The sequence below is a fragment of the bacterium genome (assembly GCA_035371905.1).
Taxonomy (GTDB): Bacteria; Ratteibacteria; UBA8468; order B48-G9; family JAFGKM01; genus JAMWDI01.
Genome location: DAORXQ010000035.1, coordinates 1 through 15,416 on the forward strand (window position 1 = coordinate 1; position 15,416 = coordinate 15,416).

Below are 15,416 nucleotides of genomic sequence, written 5' to 3' on the forward strand. Positions count from 1 at the left end.
TTTTAAGAAATTATGACTGGCTGGACCCGATAAGTTTTTATGAAAAATCATTAAAGTGGGGATTTGAAGATGGTAAACTTTATTATAATTTAGGAACAATTTATTACAGAATGAAAAATTATGAAAAAGCACTTGAATTATTTTCAAAATCCATTGATTTATTCAAAAATAAAAAACTTCCATATCTCGGTATTGCTTCCTGTTATGCTAACATTGGAAAATATGATGAAGCAATAAATTATTATGAAAAGGTTCTTGAAATAGACCCTGATAATCCATTTGCTTTATGTTCTATTGCCACAATTTATTATAATCAGAGAAAAAAATCACTTACAGAAATATTTGAACTTTTAGATAAATGTATTAAAAAAAATCCAACTTACAGACCATCTTATGTTCTTGCCGGAAGAATATTTTACGAAAATGATAATTTTAAAGAAAGTATAAAATTTTTTAAAATTGCAGTATCAATAGACCCAAATGATGACCTCTCACATTTATTACTTGGAATAAGTTATTTCAATACAGGCAATAAAGAAGAAGCAGAAAAACATCTAACAAAAGCATATAATCTAAATCCAAATAATTATGAAAATATTCAAAATCTTGCCTTTTTCTATAAAATAACAGGAAAATTTGATAAAGCACTCATTCTCTATGAAGAAGCAATCAAATTAAAGCCTGATGATTTAGATACTTTAAACGATATTGGTTTATGTTATGCAATGATTGGTGAAAAAGAAAAGGCAAAAAATATATGGGAAGAAATATTAAAGAAAAACCCGGATTATAAACCTGCAAAAACAAATCTTCAAATACTTAAAAAAAATAACTAATTCTTTTTAAAAATACCTATAACTGCCTGACCGAGTGAAATACCACCATCATTTACAGGAACTTTATTATGAATCAGAACATCAAACTTTTCTTTCTTAAGTTTTTTTAAAGTATCATTCAGTAAAAACATATTTTGAAAAACTCCTCCTGATAGAGCAACTTTATTTATATCTCTTTCCTCCCTCAAAATTTTACACATATCCTTAATTATTTCTGAAACAGTTATATGAAATCTGTATGAAATTTCACCTGTTTTTAATCCTTTTTTCAAATCATCCGTTATTCCTTTTAAAATCATTTCCGGCTCTATGATATAACCAGTTTTTTCTTTATTTATTTTATACTCATAAGGTTTTAAATTTTTATTTTTTTCAATCTTCATCTCAAGTTCTATTGCTGCTTGCCCTTCATAATCAATCTTCTCTCTTATACTTAAAATTGAACTTACAGCATCAAAAAACCTTCCAAAACTTGAGTTTAAAAAAGTATTTATATTATTATCAACCATCTTCTTTATTATACCCCATTTTTTCATATCTATCTTTTTTACAAAATCTATATCTAAATTCAGGAAATCTTCCCCAAATACCATATAAAGATAAACTGTTCCTATTCTCCATACCTCTTTAATTGATATTTCTCCAGGTAAAGGGAAGTATCTTAAATGTCCAATCCTTTCAAAATTTTCATAATCACATATAAGAAATTCTCCCCCCCAAATTTTTCCATCCAGTCCATATCCAGTCCCATCAAAAGCAACTCCAATTACCTTTTCATTTTTTAAGAAATTGTCTGCCATGCAGGAAGTTATATGACTGTGGTGATGCTGAACATATATTTTTTCCCTATCAGGAAAAATTTCTTCTGCTATTTTTGAAGAAAAATATCCTGGATGCATATCACAGACAATTATCTCTGGCTCAACTTCAAGAATGTTTTTGAAAAGGTTTATTGACTTTTTATATGATTCAATTGATAATTCAGTTTCAAGGTCTCCTATATGCTGACTTAAATAAACATTTTTACTCTTTGTAAAAGAAAAAGTATTTTTCATATCACTTCCTGCTGAAAAAATTATTTTATTATAAGTATAAGGTATCTCAACAGGTGATGGAACAAATCCTCTTGACCTTCTTATAAAATAAATCTTTTTATTGAAAATCCTTAAGACAGAATCATCACAGTTTATATAAATTTTTCTGTTATGGGTCAAAAAAAAGTCACATATACCACTTAATCTTTTAAAAGCAATCTCATCTTCATAAATAATTGGCTCTTCTGAAAAATTACCACTTGTCATAACAAGAACATTTAAATTCTTACCAAAATGGAATAAAAGGTGATGAACAGGTGTATAGGGAAGAAAAAATCCCAGGTAATTGTTTTCAGGTGCAATTTCATAAGGAAGGATTTCATTTTTCTTTTTCAGAAGGACAATTGGTGTCTGCCAGGATTTCAGCAACTTTTTTTCAAAATTATTTATATAGCAGAATTTCTCTATAACTTTTAAATTTCTTGCCATTAAAGCAAATGGTTTCCCGTATCTTTTCTTCCTTTCCCTTAAAAATTTAACTGCCTTTTCATTTTCAGCATCACATGCAAGATGATAACCACCAATTCCTTTAATTCCCAATATTTTCCCCATTTTAATTAATTCTGAGCCCTTTTTAATAGCATCAACATTTTCAGCAACTTCTTTCCCTTTATTATCAAAAAGTTTTAAAGTTGGACCGCATGTAAAACAGCAGTTTGGTTGGGCATGAAATCTTCTTGAATAAACATCTTTATATTCCTTCTGACAGGTATCACACATAATAAATTCATCCATAGTTGTATTTTTTCTATCATAAGGAACTTTTTTTACAATTGTAAATCTCGGACCACAATCAGTACAGTTAATGAAAGGAAAAAGATACCTTCTATTTTTTTGATTGAAAAGTTCTCTTAAACATTTTTCACAGGTTGCTATATCAGGAGATATTTCAACTTCTCTTGTTTCTTCTTTTTTACTTTTAAGTATAAAAAAATCTTTCTCATTTTTAATATCTATCTTTCTTATATCTATTTCTTTTATCTCTGCTTTTGAAGGAGGGGATTTTCTTATTCTTTCTATAAAATATTCAATTTTGTTTTTCTCTCCTTCTATTTCAATCAAAACACCACTTCCTGTATTACAAACATATCCTTTCAAACCCAAATTTTTTGCATATCTGTATATAGTAGGTCTGAAACCAACTCCCTGAACCTTTCCTTTTACCAAAATTCTATATCTTTCTTCCAATTTCATCCTTTAATAATCCTTGCAAACTTCTTTCCTGCTTCTATAAGTTTTTCCTCATCTTCTTTATTTGGTGCATTTTTTATAAGTATCGGGTCTAAAACTTTTTTAAATTTAAAACTTGCAGCAATTTTTTCTATACTTTCAATTGCTTTTCCACCTCCACCATGAGTTAAAAAGGCAAAATATGGTTTTCCTTCAACTTTTCCCCTTGAAGGATAAAAAGTCCTGTCAAAAAAGTCCTTCAGTCCTCCAGCCATATAACTGAAATAATCAGGCGAACCAATAACTATACCATCACAGGAAAGTAAATCGTCAATATCTGCATCTATTCCCTTTTTCAGTACTACTTCAAGCCCTTCACTCTCAATTCCTTTTTTTATAATTTCTGCTGCTTTTTCAGTATTTCCACCAAGAGTATAATAAACAATCAATATTTTTCTCATTTTTCACCTCCTGTTTTCATTTTTATTTTATCATTTATATTTTTTAAATCTAACAAGTTTTCAAAAATCTCTACATCAAACATAATTTTCTCCTTAGAAGTTGATAAAATACAAATAGAAAAAATTTTTCTTTTTCACCTATCTTAACCTGAAAGAAAATTTTACTTGACAAAAAAAAATTTAGGGTATATTATTATTTACATTTTTATTTGTGATTTTTTTCACAAAGTAAAGAAATTTTAAAAATGATACTATTAATTTTACTTTTGCCTTTTTTAGGAGCATTTTTGAGAAAGTTTTTTCCAAAGAGATTTTCTCTTTTTATTGCAACTTTAATTACACTTATAGAAATTTTACTGATTTTTTATTTTGTTCAAATTACAGAAAATGTTTATGAAATGAAGTTTGATTTGGGTGGTATTTTATTCATATATGATGACCTTGGAATAATCTTTTCAATTACATCATGCTTTATTGCTTTTTTAATTTTTCTTTATTCCTTTGGATACTTTAAAGAGGAAAAAGAAAGGGATTATTTCAGTTTCTGGGGTTTGATTTTTCTCGGAAGTATGCTCGGAGTTATTTTTTCAGACAATTTAATTTCTCTTTATTTTTTCTGGGAAATTGCAGGTCTATGTTCTTATAGATTAATCGGGTTTTATAGAGAAAAAGAGCATCTTCTGAAAGCAGACAAAGCATTTATGATAACAGTTGCAGGTGCTGGAATTATGTTTTTATCTTTTGCATACATATATTCAATTACAGGGACTTTTTCTCTTTCTGAAATGAAAGGCATTTCTGTTTCTCCTTTTGTTTTTCTTTTGTTTTTTATAGGGGTTATAACAAAATCAGCAACTTTTCCTTTTCATACATGGCTTCCAGATGCTTCAGTTGCTCCCACTCCTGTTACTGCATTTCTTCATGCAGCAGTTCTTGTAAAAATTGGTATTTATGGACTTTTAAGGATTTTCTGGAAGACACTAACAGTTGAAGGAAATATTGTCTGGGCATTGTATCTATGTATATTCAGCAGTTTAATAGCAGGTATTGTTGCTTTGATTGAAAATGATTTTAAAAAAATTCTTGCTTATTCAACTGTAAGTCAACTTGGATTTTTAATAACAGGTATCCTTACTTTTAATAATACAGGCATATCAGGGTCTTTAATTTTTTATATTGCACATGCTCTTGGAAAAGGAGGATTATTTTTAACTGCAGGACTTATGGAAAAAGTTTTTAAAACAAAAGATATAACAAAAATGGGTGGAGTTATGAAAAATATGCCCTTTTTAACTTTTGGGTATCTTTTTTCAATGTTTTCTGTTATAGGAATTCCACCTTTTGCTGGTTTTTTTGGTAAAATCAATATCATAATGGGCGTCTTAAAAAATCATTTACTGTTTGCTGGCTTTTTTTTAATTATAAGTTCAATACTTACACTTTTATATTTATGGAGAACATTTAAGTATGTTTTTATATTTGAAAATGCAACTTCTAATTTTGATTTTAATTATAAGGGCTCAAAAATAATGACTTTTTCTATTTTAACACTTGGTCTTTTTTCTTTTTTAATAGGTATAATGTTATTTTTTGTTAAAGGAGGAATTTTTGGATATTAAATTGTTATTTTTACCTGTTTTTGTAAGTTTTGGTTTTTCGTTTCTTAATCTTTTATTTTATGGAATTGGCAGGAATATCAGAAAATATCTTTCTATTTTTGGTTCTTTATTAGTACTCATTTCATCTATTTATATTTTGAAATACTCTGTCGCCCTTCATTCCAGTACATTACCAAACTGGGAAAATTTAAGTATATTTTTTGCAATATTAATTTCTGCTATAAGTTTATTCTGCATAATTTACTCTCAGTGGTATAATCCATCTGCAAATTTTGTTTATGATTCTTTGTTTTTCCTTTTTACAGGTTCAATGCTTGGTGTAGTTTTATCAGGTTCTTTAATATATTTTTATGTCTTCTGGGAATTGATGACAATTTCAAGTTTCTTTCTTGTTCTTTATGAAAATACAGAAGAGTCAAAAAATGCTTCAATAAAATATATTGTAATGACCGGTGCTGGAAGTATTTTCCTTTTATTTGGAATTATAGGAGTAAATTTCATTGAAAAAGGGATTATATGGAAGCATTTATTTTTCTTCTCAATTTTTATTGGAGCAGGTGTTAAAAGCGGGCTTTTCCCTTTATATAGTTGGGTTCCAGAAACATATCCTTCGTCACCAACCCCAATAAGCGCAATCCTATCAGGTCTTGCAAGCAAAATGGGAATATATGCTTTTATTAAATTTTATTTTACTATTTTTCAACCAGGATGGTCTATTGCCTGGGAAAATTTAATGATTATTACTGGAATGATTACACTTTTATCAGGAGTTTTACTTGCTTTAATACAGCATGATATTAAAAGATTGCTTGCATATCACAGTATAAGCCAGATTGGTTATATCTTCCTTGGAATTGCCTGTGGAACTTCAATTGGATTATGTGGAGGTCTTTATCATCTTCTAAATCACTCAATATTTAAATCACTTCTTTTCCTTGGAGCAGGTATCTTAATAAAAATGACACATTCAAGAGAACTTGAAAAATATGGAAGATTTTCTTCTATATTACCATTTACTTTTTATACTTTCTCAATTGCATCACTATCTATTTCAGGAATTCCACCTTTCAATGGTTTTGTTTCAAAATGGATAATATGTCAGGCACTTCTTGAAAAGAAAACAGGTATATCAATTTTTGCAATGATAATTTCTTTACTTGGAAGTGCTTTAACACTGGCTTCTTTCATTAAAGTATTAAATGATGCATTTCTTGGAGTTGGAAAGGGTGAAATTAAAGAAAAAATTAATGAAAGGACACCGCTTATCATAATACCTTTTGGATTTCTTGCCCTTGGTTGTATAGTTTTCGGGATTTCTCCTTCCCTTGTCATAAATAAAATATTCAGCCCGATTATAGGAAGTATTCCAACTCTGAATATAAAACTTATTAATTTTATAAGTTTCTGGGGATATCTTTCAATACTTGTTTTATTTGCCGGTTATATTTATTTATCAAGACAGACACGAAAATTTAAAGAAAAGAAAGTTTTTGTTGGAGGTGAAAACATACCAAAAGAAATAACTGATTTTGACGGTTCTCATTTTTACAAAACTGTTTATGAAACAAATGGTATAAAGGACTTTTATGAAATTGAAAGGAAAGGATTATTTGACTCTTACAGGATTTCTGAAAAACTTTTCAATTTTTCAAGTAGGATTTCAAATAAAATTGAGATTTTTTTCAGCGATGTAATTTATCAAAAAGGAAGGGAAATTATTCTATTTATTACAGAAAAATTCAGGACTTTTCAAAATGGACTTTTACCAAGATATATTTTCTGGATTATGGCTGGTTTGATATTTATAATGGAGGTATTAAAAAGATGGTAACCAATATATTTTTTCATGTGTTTTTGCTTTCCATGATGGTAATTGGTTCTATGGTTGCTGTATTTTCAAGAAAACTTATATCCTCTCTTGTTTCTCTTGGAACAGTTGGAATGCTTATAAGTATATACTTTTTAATTCTTGGTGCTCCTGATATAGCAATAACACAACTTGTTGTTGAAGTTTTGGCATTAATTATTTTATTATGTGCAATTACAGGAAGGGATGTTACTGCAGATATGACTTCTTCAAAGGTTTATGTTTTTCTCTTCATTTTTATATTTGTAATTTCAATTCTCACTTTTATTTCCTATTCTAATTTTATATTCCCTGAATTTGGAAATACAAATATGCGGGTTGGAAAAGAGTATTTATATCTTGCAACGGAAAAATTAAAATCAGCAAATGCAGTGACAGCAATAGTTCTTGATTTCAGAGGATATGATACAATAGGTGAAGCAACTGTTATATTCACTGCAATTATAGGCGTTATGGTTCTTTTAAGAAAAAAAGGAAAAAAAGATGAATAAGGGTATGAGTGAAATTGTAAAGACAATAAGTAAGATAGTTGTTCCATTCATTATTATTTTTGGTATTTCAGTTATTTTTTATGGACATTTAACTCCAGGAGGTGGCTTTCCCGGGGGTGTTATAATTTCTGCTTCATTTGTACTTTTGCTTCTTGCATATGGAAGAGAAAAGGTCTTATCTAAACTATCCCTTTATAAAAGTGATATTTTACATGACATTGGAGCGATTATGTTTTTATCTGTATCTTTAATCGGTTTTGCTGGTGGTGTATTTTTCTTAAATATTTTTAACAAAGGTAAACTCTTTTCACTTTGGAGTGGAGGAAATTTATTGTTCAGTAATATTGCAATAGGACTTAAAGTTGGAACAAGTTTATTCCTTGGAATAACTTTACTTTCAATGGCAAGAATAATCCATAAAGAAAACAAAATTGAATTTTACGAAAAGGAGGAAGATATTAAATGATTGTTTACATATTTATTGCTTTTATGTTTTTTATCGGGATATACGGAATGATGGCTAAAAAAAATATAATTAAGATGATTATTGGAATGAATATAATAGGTTATGCAGTCAATTTATTTTTTATAGTTCTTGGTTATAAGAGCGGAGGAATTCAGCCAATACTTGTTCCGGGGATGGATATAAAAGAATTTGTAGAAAGAGCAGTAAATCCTTTACCTCAGGCACTTGTTTTAACTTCCATAGTTATAGATTTATCAATTATATGTTTTCTTGCTGCTTTATCAATAAGGATTTATGAAAAATACGGTACTTTTGACCTTGAAAAAATAAGGAGGTTAAAAGGATGAATTTAATTGTTTTTCCAGTTATTTTATATTTACTTTCAGCATTTTTGATTGCACTTATATGGAAAGAAGATGAAAAACTATCAGGGATTGCCTGTTTATCTTTTTCAATCCTTGTTTTTATATCTGTTATTCTTCTTGGAAAATATGTATTTTTAAACGAAAGAATTATATATTTTGTTGGTAACTGGCAGATTCCAATAGGTATAACTTTAATGGTGGATGCTCTTTCTTATATATTCCTTGTTGTTGTTAATTTTGTTTTACCTGTTATTTGCTGGTTTTCCAATTCCTATATGAGAAAGTATACCAAACCTGGCTACTTTTACATTCTTTTCTCCCTGATATCTGCTGGATTAAACGGTATTTTAATAAGTATGGACTTTTTCAATATATATGTCTTCCTTGAAATTTCTTCAATTGCTTCATACATTCTTGTTGCTTTTGGATTGAGAACAGAAGAACTTGAAGCGTCTCTTAAATATACAATGATTGGTTTTATCGGTTCAACTCTAATACTTATTGGAATTGGTTTGATTCTCGGGAAAACAGGGACTTTAAATATAAGTGATTTTATGAGTGCAATATTAAATATAAATAAAATACAATTGTTGTTCATACTTGGACTGTTTATTTCTGGCTTTGCTCTAAAAACCGCTCTTTTCCCGTTTCATTTCTGGCTTCCCGATGCTCACTCACTTGCTCCTTCACCTGTTTCAGCAATACTTTCTGGTTTATTTATTAAAGTTACAGGTTTTTATATGCTTGTAAGAATAATCACAAATATATTTATAATTTTCCCTGAAAGTAAAATTATAATAATGGCTCTTGGACTTATTTCTATGATTTTCGGTTCTCTGATGGCAATAGACCAGATAGATATAAAGAGAACTTATGCATATTCAAGTATAAGCCAGATTGGTTATTGTGCACTTGCTCTTGGAATAGGTGGATATTACGGATATCTTGGTGCCATTTTACATTTTATTTATCATTCTTTCTCAAAATCTCTTCTCTTTTTAAATTCAGGAGCAATTGAATACAGATATAAAACAACAAAAATTGAGGAATTAAAAGGACTTTCTGACAAAATGCCATATACAACAGCAACCGGTTCAATAGGTATGCTTTCTATTTCAGGAATTCCACCTTTTGGTTGTTTCTGGAGTAAAATTATAATTATAATTGCTGCTATTAAGTCATTTTATTACGGAATTGCCTTTATATGTGTTATTGTTTCAGTAATAACCCTTGGATATTTTCTTAAACTTAAGAGAAATATTTTTGACAGTAAAGGTGAAGGAGAAAAATTTGAAGAAGTTAACTTTAATCTTTTAATGCCAATGGTTATTTTAAGTATTTTGATTTTTTTTGGAGGACTAATTTTACTTCCAGAAGTTAAAATTTATCTTGATAAAGCAGTTGGTGTAATGCAAAATTTTTCTTATATACAAATAGGGGAGAGATGATATGGAATTTTTTGTAATCTTTATTTTAACTTTTATTGTATGGATGATTTTAACATGGAATATTGAGTTTTTAAATATAATCATAGGTCTTTTTGTATGTGCTTTTGTTGCATTTATTTTCAGAAAAGAGTTTAAAATTGACAGAAAGGTATTTCAGATAAAAAGGTATATCTATTTCATTGAATATATTTTTGTTTTTGTTTATTATATGATTAAAGCAAATATCCTTATGGCTTACAGGGTTTTAAGTCCAAGATTACCAATAAAGCCAGGTATAGTTAAAATACCAATTGATTTAAAATCAAATCTTGCAAGAACCATACTTGCAAACTCTATAACATTAACACCAGGAACTTTTACACTTAAAATAACAGATGAATATCTTTACATTCACTGGATTTATATTTATACTTATGAAAAGGGAAAACAGAAGGAAAACATAGTTGGAATTATGGAAAAAATTTTAAAAAGGGTCTTTGAATGAATACAATTTTTATATTTATCGGAATTTGTGTTGCTATGTGTGTTTATAGGATAGTCAGAGGACCTACTGCTGCGGATAGAAGCGTTGGTATTGATATACTCGGATTAATTATTATCATTTACTGTGTATTTTATTCTCTTATAACAGGAATTGATTTTTATATGAACATTGCTCTTGCCTGGAGTATTCTTGGCTTTGTGAGTACAATAACACTTGCTAAATTTCTTGAAGGGAGGAAATTTGATGATTGAACTTATAGGATGGTTTTTAATATTTATAGGACTTTTATTTGTATTTCTCGGTTGCCTTGGTCTTGTCAGAATGCCTGATGTTTACTGCCGTCTTCAGGTATCTACAAAATGTGTCACTCTTGGTGCTGGAGCAATTCTTTTTGGTGCATTTTTAATAAGTGGTTTTTCAAGTATTGGTTTTAAAGCATTACTCTGTATTGTCTTTTTGTTTTTAAATTCTCCAACCGCTGCTCATGCTCTATCCTATGGTGCTTTTGTTTCAGGAGTAAAACCTGTTGAAGGGACAGAAATAGAAGAGGAATTACTTGAAGGAGAAAAATGAATGCATGAACTCTCTGTTGTTAACAATATTCTTAAAATAGTTGAAAGAGTTTGTGAGGAAAATAATGCAAAAAAAGTTCTTAAAATAAATATCAAAATAAATCCTTACAGTTGTCTTGATGAAGAAAATTTAAATTTTATTTTTTCCTCAATAACAAAAGAAAAAGAAATTTATAAGGATACAAAAATTGAGGTAAAAAGGAGTTTAAACCCGTCTGAAAGAGAATACATAGTTGAAAATATTGAAATTGAGGTATAGAAATGTTTAAAGTCATAAAGGTTGAAGAAAGTATTTTTGAAGAAAATAAAAAAATTGCAGAAGAGGTAAAAGATATTCTTGAAAAAAATAAAGTTTTTTCTTTTAATGTAATGGGTGCTCCTGGAAGTGGAAAAACATTATTTATTGAAAAAACAATAGAAATACTTAAAGAAGAATTTAAATTTGGAGTTATTGAAGGAGATATTGAAGGAACATTTGATGCAGAAAGATTTAAAAGATTTGATATTCCAGTTGTTCAGATAAATACAGGAGGTGGATGCCATCTTGATGCAAATATGGTAAAAAATGGAATATTGAATTTACCACTTGAAAAAATTGAAATACTCTTTATTGAAAATGTTGGAAATCTTGTTTGTCCTGCTGAATTTGAAATAGGTACAGAAAAAAATATTGTTGTCTCTTCAATTACAGAAGGCGAAAATAAAGTTTCTAAATATCCCCTTATGTTTAAAGTTTCTCATATCTGTATTTTAAATAAAATTGACCTTCTCCCATATATTGAATTTGATATTGAAAAATTTAAAAAAGAAATTAAACAAATATCACCTGATACATACTTTATAAAACTTTCTTCAAAAACAGGTGAAAACTTTTCTGAATGGATAGAATACTTGAAAGGATTAAAAAGGGAGAAAAAGTAGCAATTATTGGGATTGGAAACAGATTAAAAGGGGATGATGCTGCTGGAAGTATAATTGCTGAAAAACTAAAAGAAAAAGTAAAGAATGAAAATTTACTTGTTATAGATGCAGAAATAAATCCTGAAAATTACATAGGAGTTATTAAAAAATTCAATCCTCCTTTTATACTCATAATAGATGCAATTGATTTCGGTTCTTTTCCAGGAGATTTTAGGATTTTTAAACCAGAGCAGATTAAGGATACAACAATTTCAACCCATAATTTTTCAATACCACTTTTAAAGAATTTGATAGATAATATTGAAATTTATATACTTGGAATTCAACCAGAAAAAATAAAACTTGGTGAAAATATAAGTCAAAAAGTATCAGAAACAATAGAAAAAATTATTAAAACCTTTTTAGTCCTTCTTCCACCTTAAAGGTGGACTTTGGAAATTAAGACAGGATAAGGTTTTTGAAGGGTAATTTTTTGTGGTAAAATTCAATTCAAATGGGATACTGTAAGATATGCAAAAAGGAAAAATTACTTTCAGAAAATCTTGGTATCTGTCTTGAATGTATAAGACAAAAACCAGAAGAAGCAATTTCTCTGGCAGATTATGTTCATAAAAAAGTAAGAGAAGGATTTAATCTTCCAGCATTCCCTCCAAAAACTGAAAATGGATTTAAATGTGAATTATGTTTTAACAGGTGTTCAATTGGTAAAAAAGAAAAAGGATATTGTGGATTAAGAGAAAACTTTAATGGTTTTTTAAAAAGTAAAGTCAGTCAGGATAAAGGAGTCCTTGATTTTTATTATGACCCAATTCCAACAAATTGCTGTGCTGAATGGTTCTGTGGTGCAGATATTGAAGGGAAAGGGAAATATAATCTTGCTGTATTTTTTTATGGTTGTTCATTTGACTGCCTTTTTTGCCAGAATTATTCCCATAAATATATTGAGAAAGGAAAAATTTTATCTATTGAAAATTTACTGAAATGGGCTATTGATGATAGAGTTTACTGTATTTGTTTTTTTGGAGGTTCTCCAGAACCGCAATTCCCTTTTATCATTAATTTCTGTGAAGAATTAATGAAAAAAAGAAAAATAAGGATCTGTTTTGAATGGAATGGTAGCGGAAATGAAGATTTTGTAAGAAAAATAGGAGAAATTGCTCTTAAAAGTAAAGGAATAATTAAATTTGATTTAAAAGCATTTGATGAAAATTTGAATATTGTTTTAACGGGTGTTTCAAATAAAAAAACATACCAGAATTTTAAATTGATTGCTAAAGAATTTTTAAAAAAAGCGGATTATCCATTACTGACAGCAACAACTCTTCTTGTTCCTTATTATATTGATGAAATTGAAGTTGAAAAAATATCAAAGTTCATTTCAGATTTAAGTCATGAAATTCCCTATTCACTTTTAATTTTTTATCCTGAATTTTATTTAAAAGATTTACCTGTAACTCCAAAAGAAACTCTTTATAAATGTTATAATATTGCAAAAAAATATCTCAAAAAATTACATATTGGAAATCTGCATCTTTTAAACTTAATTTGAAAAAAAATTTTTTTATGATATTATTGAATAAATACGATATTATAGGAATAAAATGAAAGTAAAGGTAGTTGAAAAGATTATGAAAATTATTGAGGTTATTGCAAGTGGAAAAAATGAGGGCTATTCTGTTGGTGAAATTTCCAAAATTTTGAATTTAAAGATTACAACAGTCCACTCTCTTTTATCCACTCTTCTTTCCCTCGGTTATTTATGTAAGGATGAGAAAACGAAAAAATATAAAATTTCTGACAAACTTCTAAATATCTTTTCACCCCTTATTAATAAAAATATTCTTCTTAAAGTTGCAGAACCTGTTATGAAATCTCTTGCAGAAACAATTAAAGAATCAGTTGTTCTTGGTATTTTTTATAAAGGAGAAAGATATACAATTGCACAGGCAAATTATGAAGGACATATTTTGAATGTAAATCTGAATATGTTTCAAAAATTCTCTTGTTATTTAACAGCAACAGGAAGAATTTTACTTTCTTACCTTCCTGAAGAGGAAGTTAAGGAATATATCAGAAAAAATGGTTATCCAAAAGAAAATTGGAAAAATATTAAAAATTATGAAGAATTGAAAAAGGAATTTGAGAAAATAAGGAAAAATAAAATTGAAATTATTGAAAAAGAAAACACAATTGCAATTGGAGTTCCTATTTTTAACAACAAAAAAGAAATAGTTGCTTCTCTTGGAGTTTATCTTCCAAAAATAAGGTTTAAAGGAGAAAATAAGGAAAAGATAACAAATGAACTTAAAAAAGCAGGTGAAGAAATAACTATTAAACTTGGAGGTAAATATGAATAAAAAATTAACAGAAGAGGTTAAAAAATATGCAAAAAAAATTGGAGCAGATATTGTTGGAATAGCAGATGTTGAAAGATTTAAAAATGCACCAGAAAGAATGAGTCCAAAAGGTCTTCTTCCTGAAAGTAAAAGTGTTATTGTCTGTGGAATTCATCATCTTGACGCATCTGTTGAACTTGGTGGAGAACCAACCCCTCATAATATGGGACCTTATGGAAGTCAAAGTTCTGTTATGAATCCAAAACTTGATGATATTTCTTTTTCAATAGCAAGATTTCTTGAAGACAAAGGATATAAGACACTTCCAATAGTATCAAGCAATATATGGAGGTATAAAGGTTATAAGGATTTAAAGGTCCATTTTGCACCTGATATTGCCCATAGATACGCAGCAGTTGCTGCAGGACTTGGCGAGATTGGTTGGAGTGGTCTATTTTTACATCCTGAATTTGGTCCAAGGGTCCGTCTTGTAACAATTATTACTGAGGCAGAGTTAGAACCAGACCCTATGTATGAAGGAGAAAAATTATGTGATAAATGTATGGAATGTGTTAAAAATTGTCCTGTAGATGCTTTCAGAAAAGAAGTAAAAAAAATAAATGAGATAGAAATTGGAGGTAAGTTTTTTAAATTTCCTGATACAAATAAATGGAGATGTGGATGGGCTGAAAATTTTGGTTTAAATCTTGCCTTGAAAATACCTGAAAAAGTTGAGGAGGATGTAATTCTTGAAAACCTTGAAAAATATGGTTCTTTTGCAGGAGAGGAAGGAAGCTGTTTAAAGTTCTGTATGATACCACAAAAAAGATATTATGATAAAAATTATTGTAGGGCTCCGAGAAGGAAAAAAGAAAAAAAAGAGATTAGAATTGAAGAAATTAAAAAAATACTTAAAAAATACAAAATAGATTATTTCTGTATAAAGGAAAAGAATTTTTTCAAAAATGATTTTTCTATAAATCCATCTCTTCATCTTCCTGATGTTTCTTCTATTATCTCTATAGGAATTAAAAAACCTGCTGATACAAATACAGAGATTGAAAACTATATAAAATGGAGATTGATTCAGTATACTGCTTTTGAAATTGCTCATTACTTTGATTTAAATGGTTATTCAGGAATTACAGGAACAAAGATAGATGATAATCTTGTCGCACAGAAAACTGGAATTTGGGAGGAAGATACATTTTATACAACAGTTCTTGTTAGTGCTAAATTGCCTGAAATTAAAATTATAAGAAAGCCGGAAAAAGAGAAAATAGAAA

General features: G+C 28.5%; 18 protein-coding genes. 16 read left to right on the top strand and 2 right to left on the bottom strand.

Going from position 1 to position 15,416, the window contains the following annotated elements:
• The coding region (locus tag PKV21_05175) for a tetratricopeptide repeat protein (protein ID HOM26880.1) at positions 1-836 on the top strand (836 nt) is incomplete at its 5' end.
• Here PKV21_05175 and hypF read toward each other — a convergent pair.
• Both hypF and PKV21_05185 read right to left on the bottom strand, forming a co-directional pair.
• Complete coding sequence (hypF, locus tag PKV21_05180) at positions 833-3,124, bottom strand: carbamoyltransferase HypF (GenBank protein HOM26881.1); 2,292 nt, start codon at positions 3,122-3,124, stop codon at positions 833-835. The genes PKV21_05175 and hypF overlap by 4 nt on opposite strands.
• Entirely contained in the window at positions 3,121-3,561 is a 441-nt protein-coding gene (locus PKV21_05185; GenBank protein ID HOM26882.1) for an NAD(P)H-dependent oxidoreductase, read from the bottom strand. Before PKV21_05185 ends, hypF begins: the two co-directional genes overlap by 4 nt.
• Before the next feature lie 245 nt (positions 3,562-3,806).
• Between PKV21_05185 and PKV21_05190 the strand changes: the two genes are divergently transcribed.
• The 15 genes from PKV21_05190 to PKV21_05260 form a co-directional block, all read left to right on the top strand.
• A complete protein-coding gene (locus PKV21_05190; protein ID HOM26883.1) occupies positions 3,807-5,180 on the top strand; it encodes a proton-conducting transporter membrane subunit in 1,374 nt (457 codons plus the stop codon).
• Positions 5,170-7,011, top strand: coding sequence for a proton-conducting transporter membrane subunit (locus PKV21_05195; protein HOM26884.1), 1,842 nt, complete (start codon positions 5,170-5,172; stop codon positions 7,009-7,011). Before PKV21_05190 ends, PKV21_05195 begins: the two co-directional genes overlap by 11 nt.
• Positions 7,005-7,538 carry a DUF4040 domain-containing protein gene (locus PKV21_05200; GenBank protein HOM26885.1) on the top strand — a complete coding sequence of 178 codons (534 nt, stop codon included), beginning with the start codon at positions 7,005-7,007 and terminating at the stop codon, positions 7,536-7,538. The genes PKV21_05195 and PKV21_05200 overlap by 7 nt, the downstream gene beginning before the upstream one ends.
• Positions 7,531-8,004: an MnhB domain-containing protein gene (locus PKV21_05205; GenBank protein ID HOM26886.1), complete on the top strand. Its 474-nt coding sequence runs from the start codon at positions 7,531-7,533 to the stop codon at positions 8,002-8,004. Before PKV21_05200 ends, PKV21_05205 begins: the two co-directional genes overlap by 8 nt.
• Positions 8,001-8,351 carry a sodium:proton antiporter gene (locus tag PKV21_05210; protein ID HOM26887.1) on the top strand — a complete coding sequence of 117 codons (351 nt, stop codon included), beginning with the start codon at positions 8,001-8,003 and terminating at the stop codon, positions 8,349-8,351. Before PKV21_05205 ends, PKV21_05210 begins: the two co-directional genes overlap by 4 nt.
• A complete protein-coding gene (locus tag PKV21_05215; GenBank protein HOM26888.1) occupies positions 8,348-9,817 on the top strand; it encodes a proton-conducting transporter membrane subunit in 1,470 nt (489 codons plus the stop codon). The genes PKV21_05210 and PKV21_05215 overlap by 4 nt, the downstream gene beginning before the upstream one ends.
• A gap of 1 nt (position 9,818) precedes the next feature.
• On the top strand, positions 9,819-10,301 hold the full coding sequence (locus tag PKV21_05220; protein ID HOM26889.1) for a Na+/H+ antiporter subunit E: 483 nt from the start codon (positions 9,819-9,821) through the stop codon (positions 10,299-10,301).
• Positions 10,298-10,552 carry a monovalent cation/H+ antiporter complex subunit F gene (locus PKV21_05225; GenBank protein HOM26890.1) on the top strand — a complete coding sequence of 85 codons (255 nt, stop codon included), beginning with the start codon at positions 10,298-10,300 and terminating at the stop codon, positions 10,550-10,552. Before PKV21_05220 ends, PKV21_05225 begins: the two co-directional genes overlap by 4 nt.
• Positions 10,545-10,874, top strand: coding sequence for a monovalent cation/H(+) antiporter subunit G (mnhG, locus tag PKV21_05230; GenBank protein HOM26891.1), 330 nt, complete (start codon positions 10,545-10,547; stop codon positions 10,872-10,874). The genes PKV21_05225 and mnhG overlap by 8 nt, the downstream gene beginning before the upstream one ends.
• On the top strand, positions 10,875-11,132 hold the full coding sequence (locus tag PKV21_05235; protein HOM26892.1) for a hydrogenase/urease maturation nickel metallochaperone HypA: 258 nt from the start codon (positions 10,875-10,877) through the stop codon (positions 11,130-11,132).
• A 2-nt stretch (positions 11,133-11,134) separates the two neighbouring features.
• Complete coding sequence (gene hypB / locus PKV21_05240) at positions 11,135-11,794, top strand: hydrogenase nickel incorporation protein HypB (GenBank protein ID HOM26893.1); 660 nt, start codon at positions 11,135-11,137, stop codon at positions 11,792-11,794.
• Positions 11,752-12,216: a hydrogenase 3 maturation endopeptidase HyCI gene (locus tag PKV21_05245; protein ID HOM26894.1), complete on the top strand. Its 465-nt coding sequence runs from the start codon at positions 11,752-11,754 to the stop codon at positions 12,214-12,216. The genes hypB and PKV21_05245 overlap by 43 nt, the downstream gene beginning before the upstream one ends.
• Before the next feature lie 71 nt (positions 12,217-12,287).
• A complete protein-coding gene (locus tag PKV21_05250) occupies positions 12,288-13,343 on the top strand; it encodes a radical SAM protein (GenBank protein HOM26895.1) in 1,056 nt (351 codons plus the stop codon).
• A gap of 52 nt (positions 13,344-13,395) precedes the next feature.
• Positions 13,396-14,151: an IclR family transcriptional regulator gene (locus tag PKV21_05255; GenBank protein HOM26896.1), complete on the top strand. Its 756-nt coding sequence runs from the start codon at positions 13,396-13,398 to the stop codon at positions 14,149-14,151.
• Positions 14,144-15,416 (top strand): hypothetical protein (locus PKV21_05260; GenBank protein ID HOM26897.1); only part of this gene is annotated, 1,273 nt, incomplete at its 3' end. The genes PKV21_05255 and PKV21_05260, both read left to right, overlap by 8 nt.

Coding starts and splice junctions, on each gene's coding strand:
- PKV21_05185 (HOM26882.1), bottom strand. CDS start 3,561: ATGAGAAAAATATTGATTGTTTATTATACTCTTGGTGGAAATACTGAA.
- hypB (HOM26893.1), top strand. CDS start 11,135: ATGTTTAAAGTCATAAAGGTTGAAGAAAGTATTTTTGAAGAAAATAAA.
- PKV21_05235 (HOM26892.1), top strand. CDS start 10,875: ATGCATGAACTCTCTGTTGTTAACAATATTCTTAAAATAGTTGAAAGA.
- hypF (HOM26881.1), bottom strand. CDS start 3,124: ATGAAATTGGAAGAAAGATATAGAATTTTGGTAAAAGGAAAGGTTCAG.
- PKV21_05220 (HOM26889.1), top strand. CDS start 9,819: ATGGAATTTTTTGTAATCTTTATTTTAACTTTTATTGTATGGATGATT.
- PKV21_05215 (HOM26888.1), top strand. CDS start 8,348: ATGAATTTAATTGTTTTTCCAGTTATTTTATATTTACTTTCAGCATTT.
- mnhG (HOM26891.1), top strand. CDS start 10,545: ATGATTGAACTTATAGGATGGTTTTTAATATTTATAGGACTTTTATTT.
- PKV21_05210 (HOM26887.1), top strand. CDS start 8,001: ATGATTGTTTACATATTTATTGCTTTTATGTTTTTTATCGGGATATAC.
- PKV21_05250 (HOM26895.1), top strand. CDS start 12,288: ATGGGATACTGTAAGATATGCAAAAAGGAAAAATTACTTTCAGAAAAT.
- PKV21_05190 (HOM26883.1), top strand. CDS start 3,807: ATGATACTATTAATTTTACTTTTGCCTTTTTTAGGAGCATTTTTGAGA.
- PKV21_05225 (HOM26890.1), top strand. CDS start 10,298: ATGAATACAATTTTTATATTTATCGGAATTTGTGTTGCTATGTGTGTT.
- PKV21_05205 (HOM26886.1), top strand. CDS start 7,531: ATGAATAAGGGTATGAGTGAAATTGTAAAGACAATAAGTAAGATAGTT.
- PKV21_05255 (HOM26896.1), top strand. CDS start 13,396: ATGAAAGTAAAGGTAGTTGAAAAGATTATGAAAATTATTGAGGTTATT.
- PKV21_05245 (HOM26894.1), top strand. CDS start 11,752: ATGGATAGAATACTTGAAAGGATTAAAAAGGGAGAAAAAGTAGCAATT.
- PKV21_05200 (HOM26885.1), top strand. CDS start 7,005: ATGGTAACCAATATATTTTTTCATGTGTTTTTGCTTTCCATGATGGTA.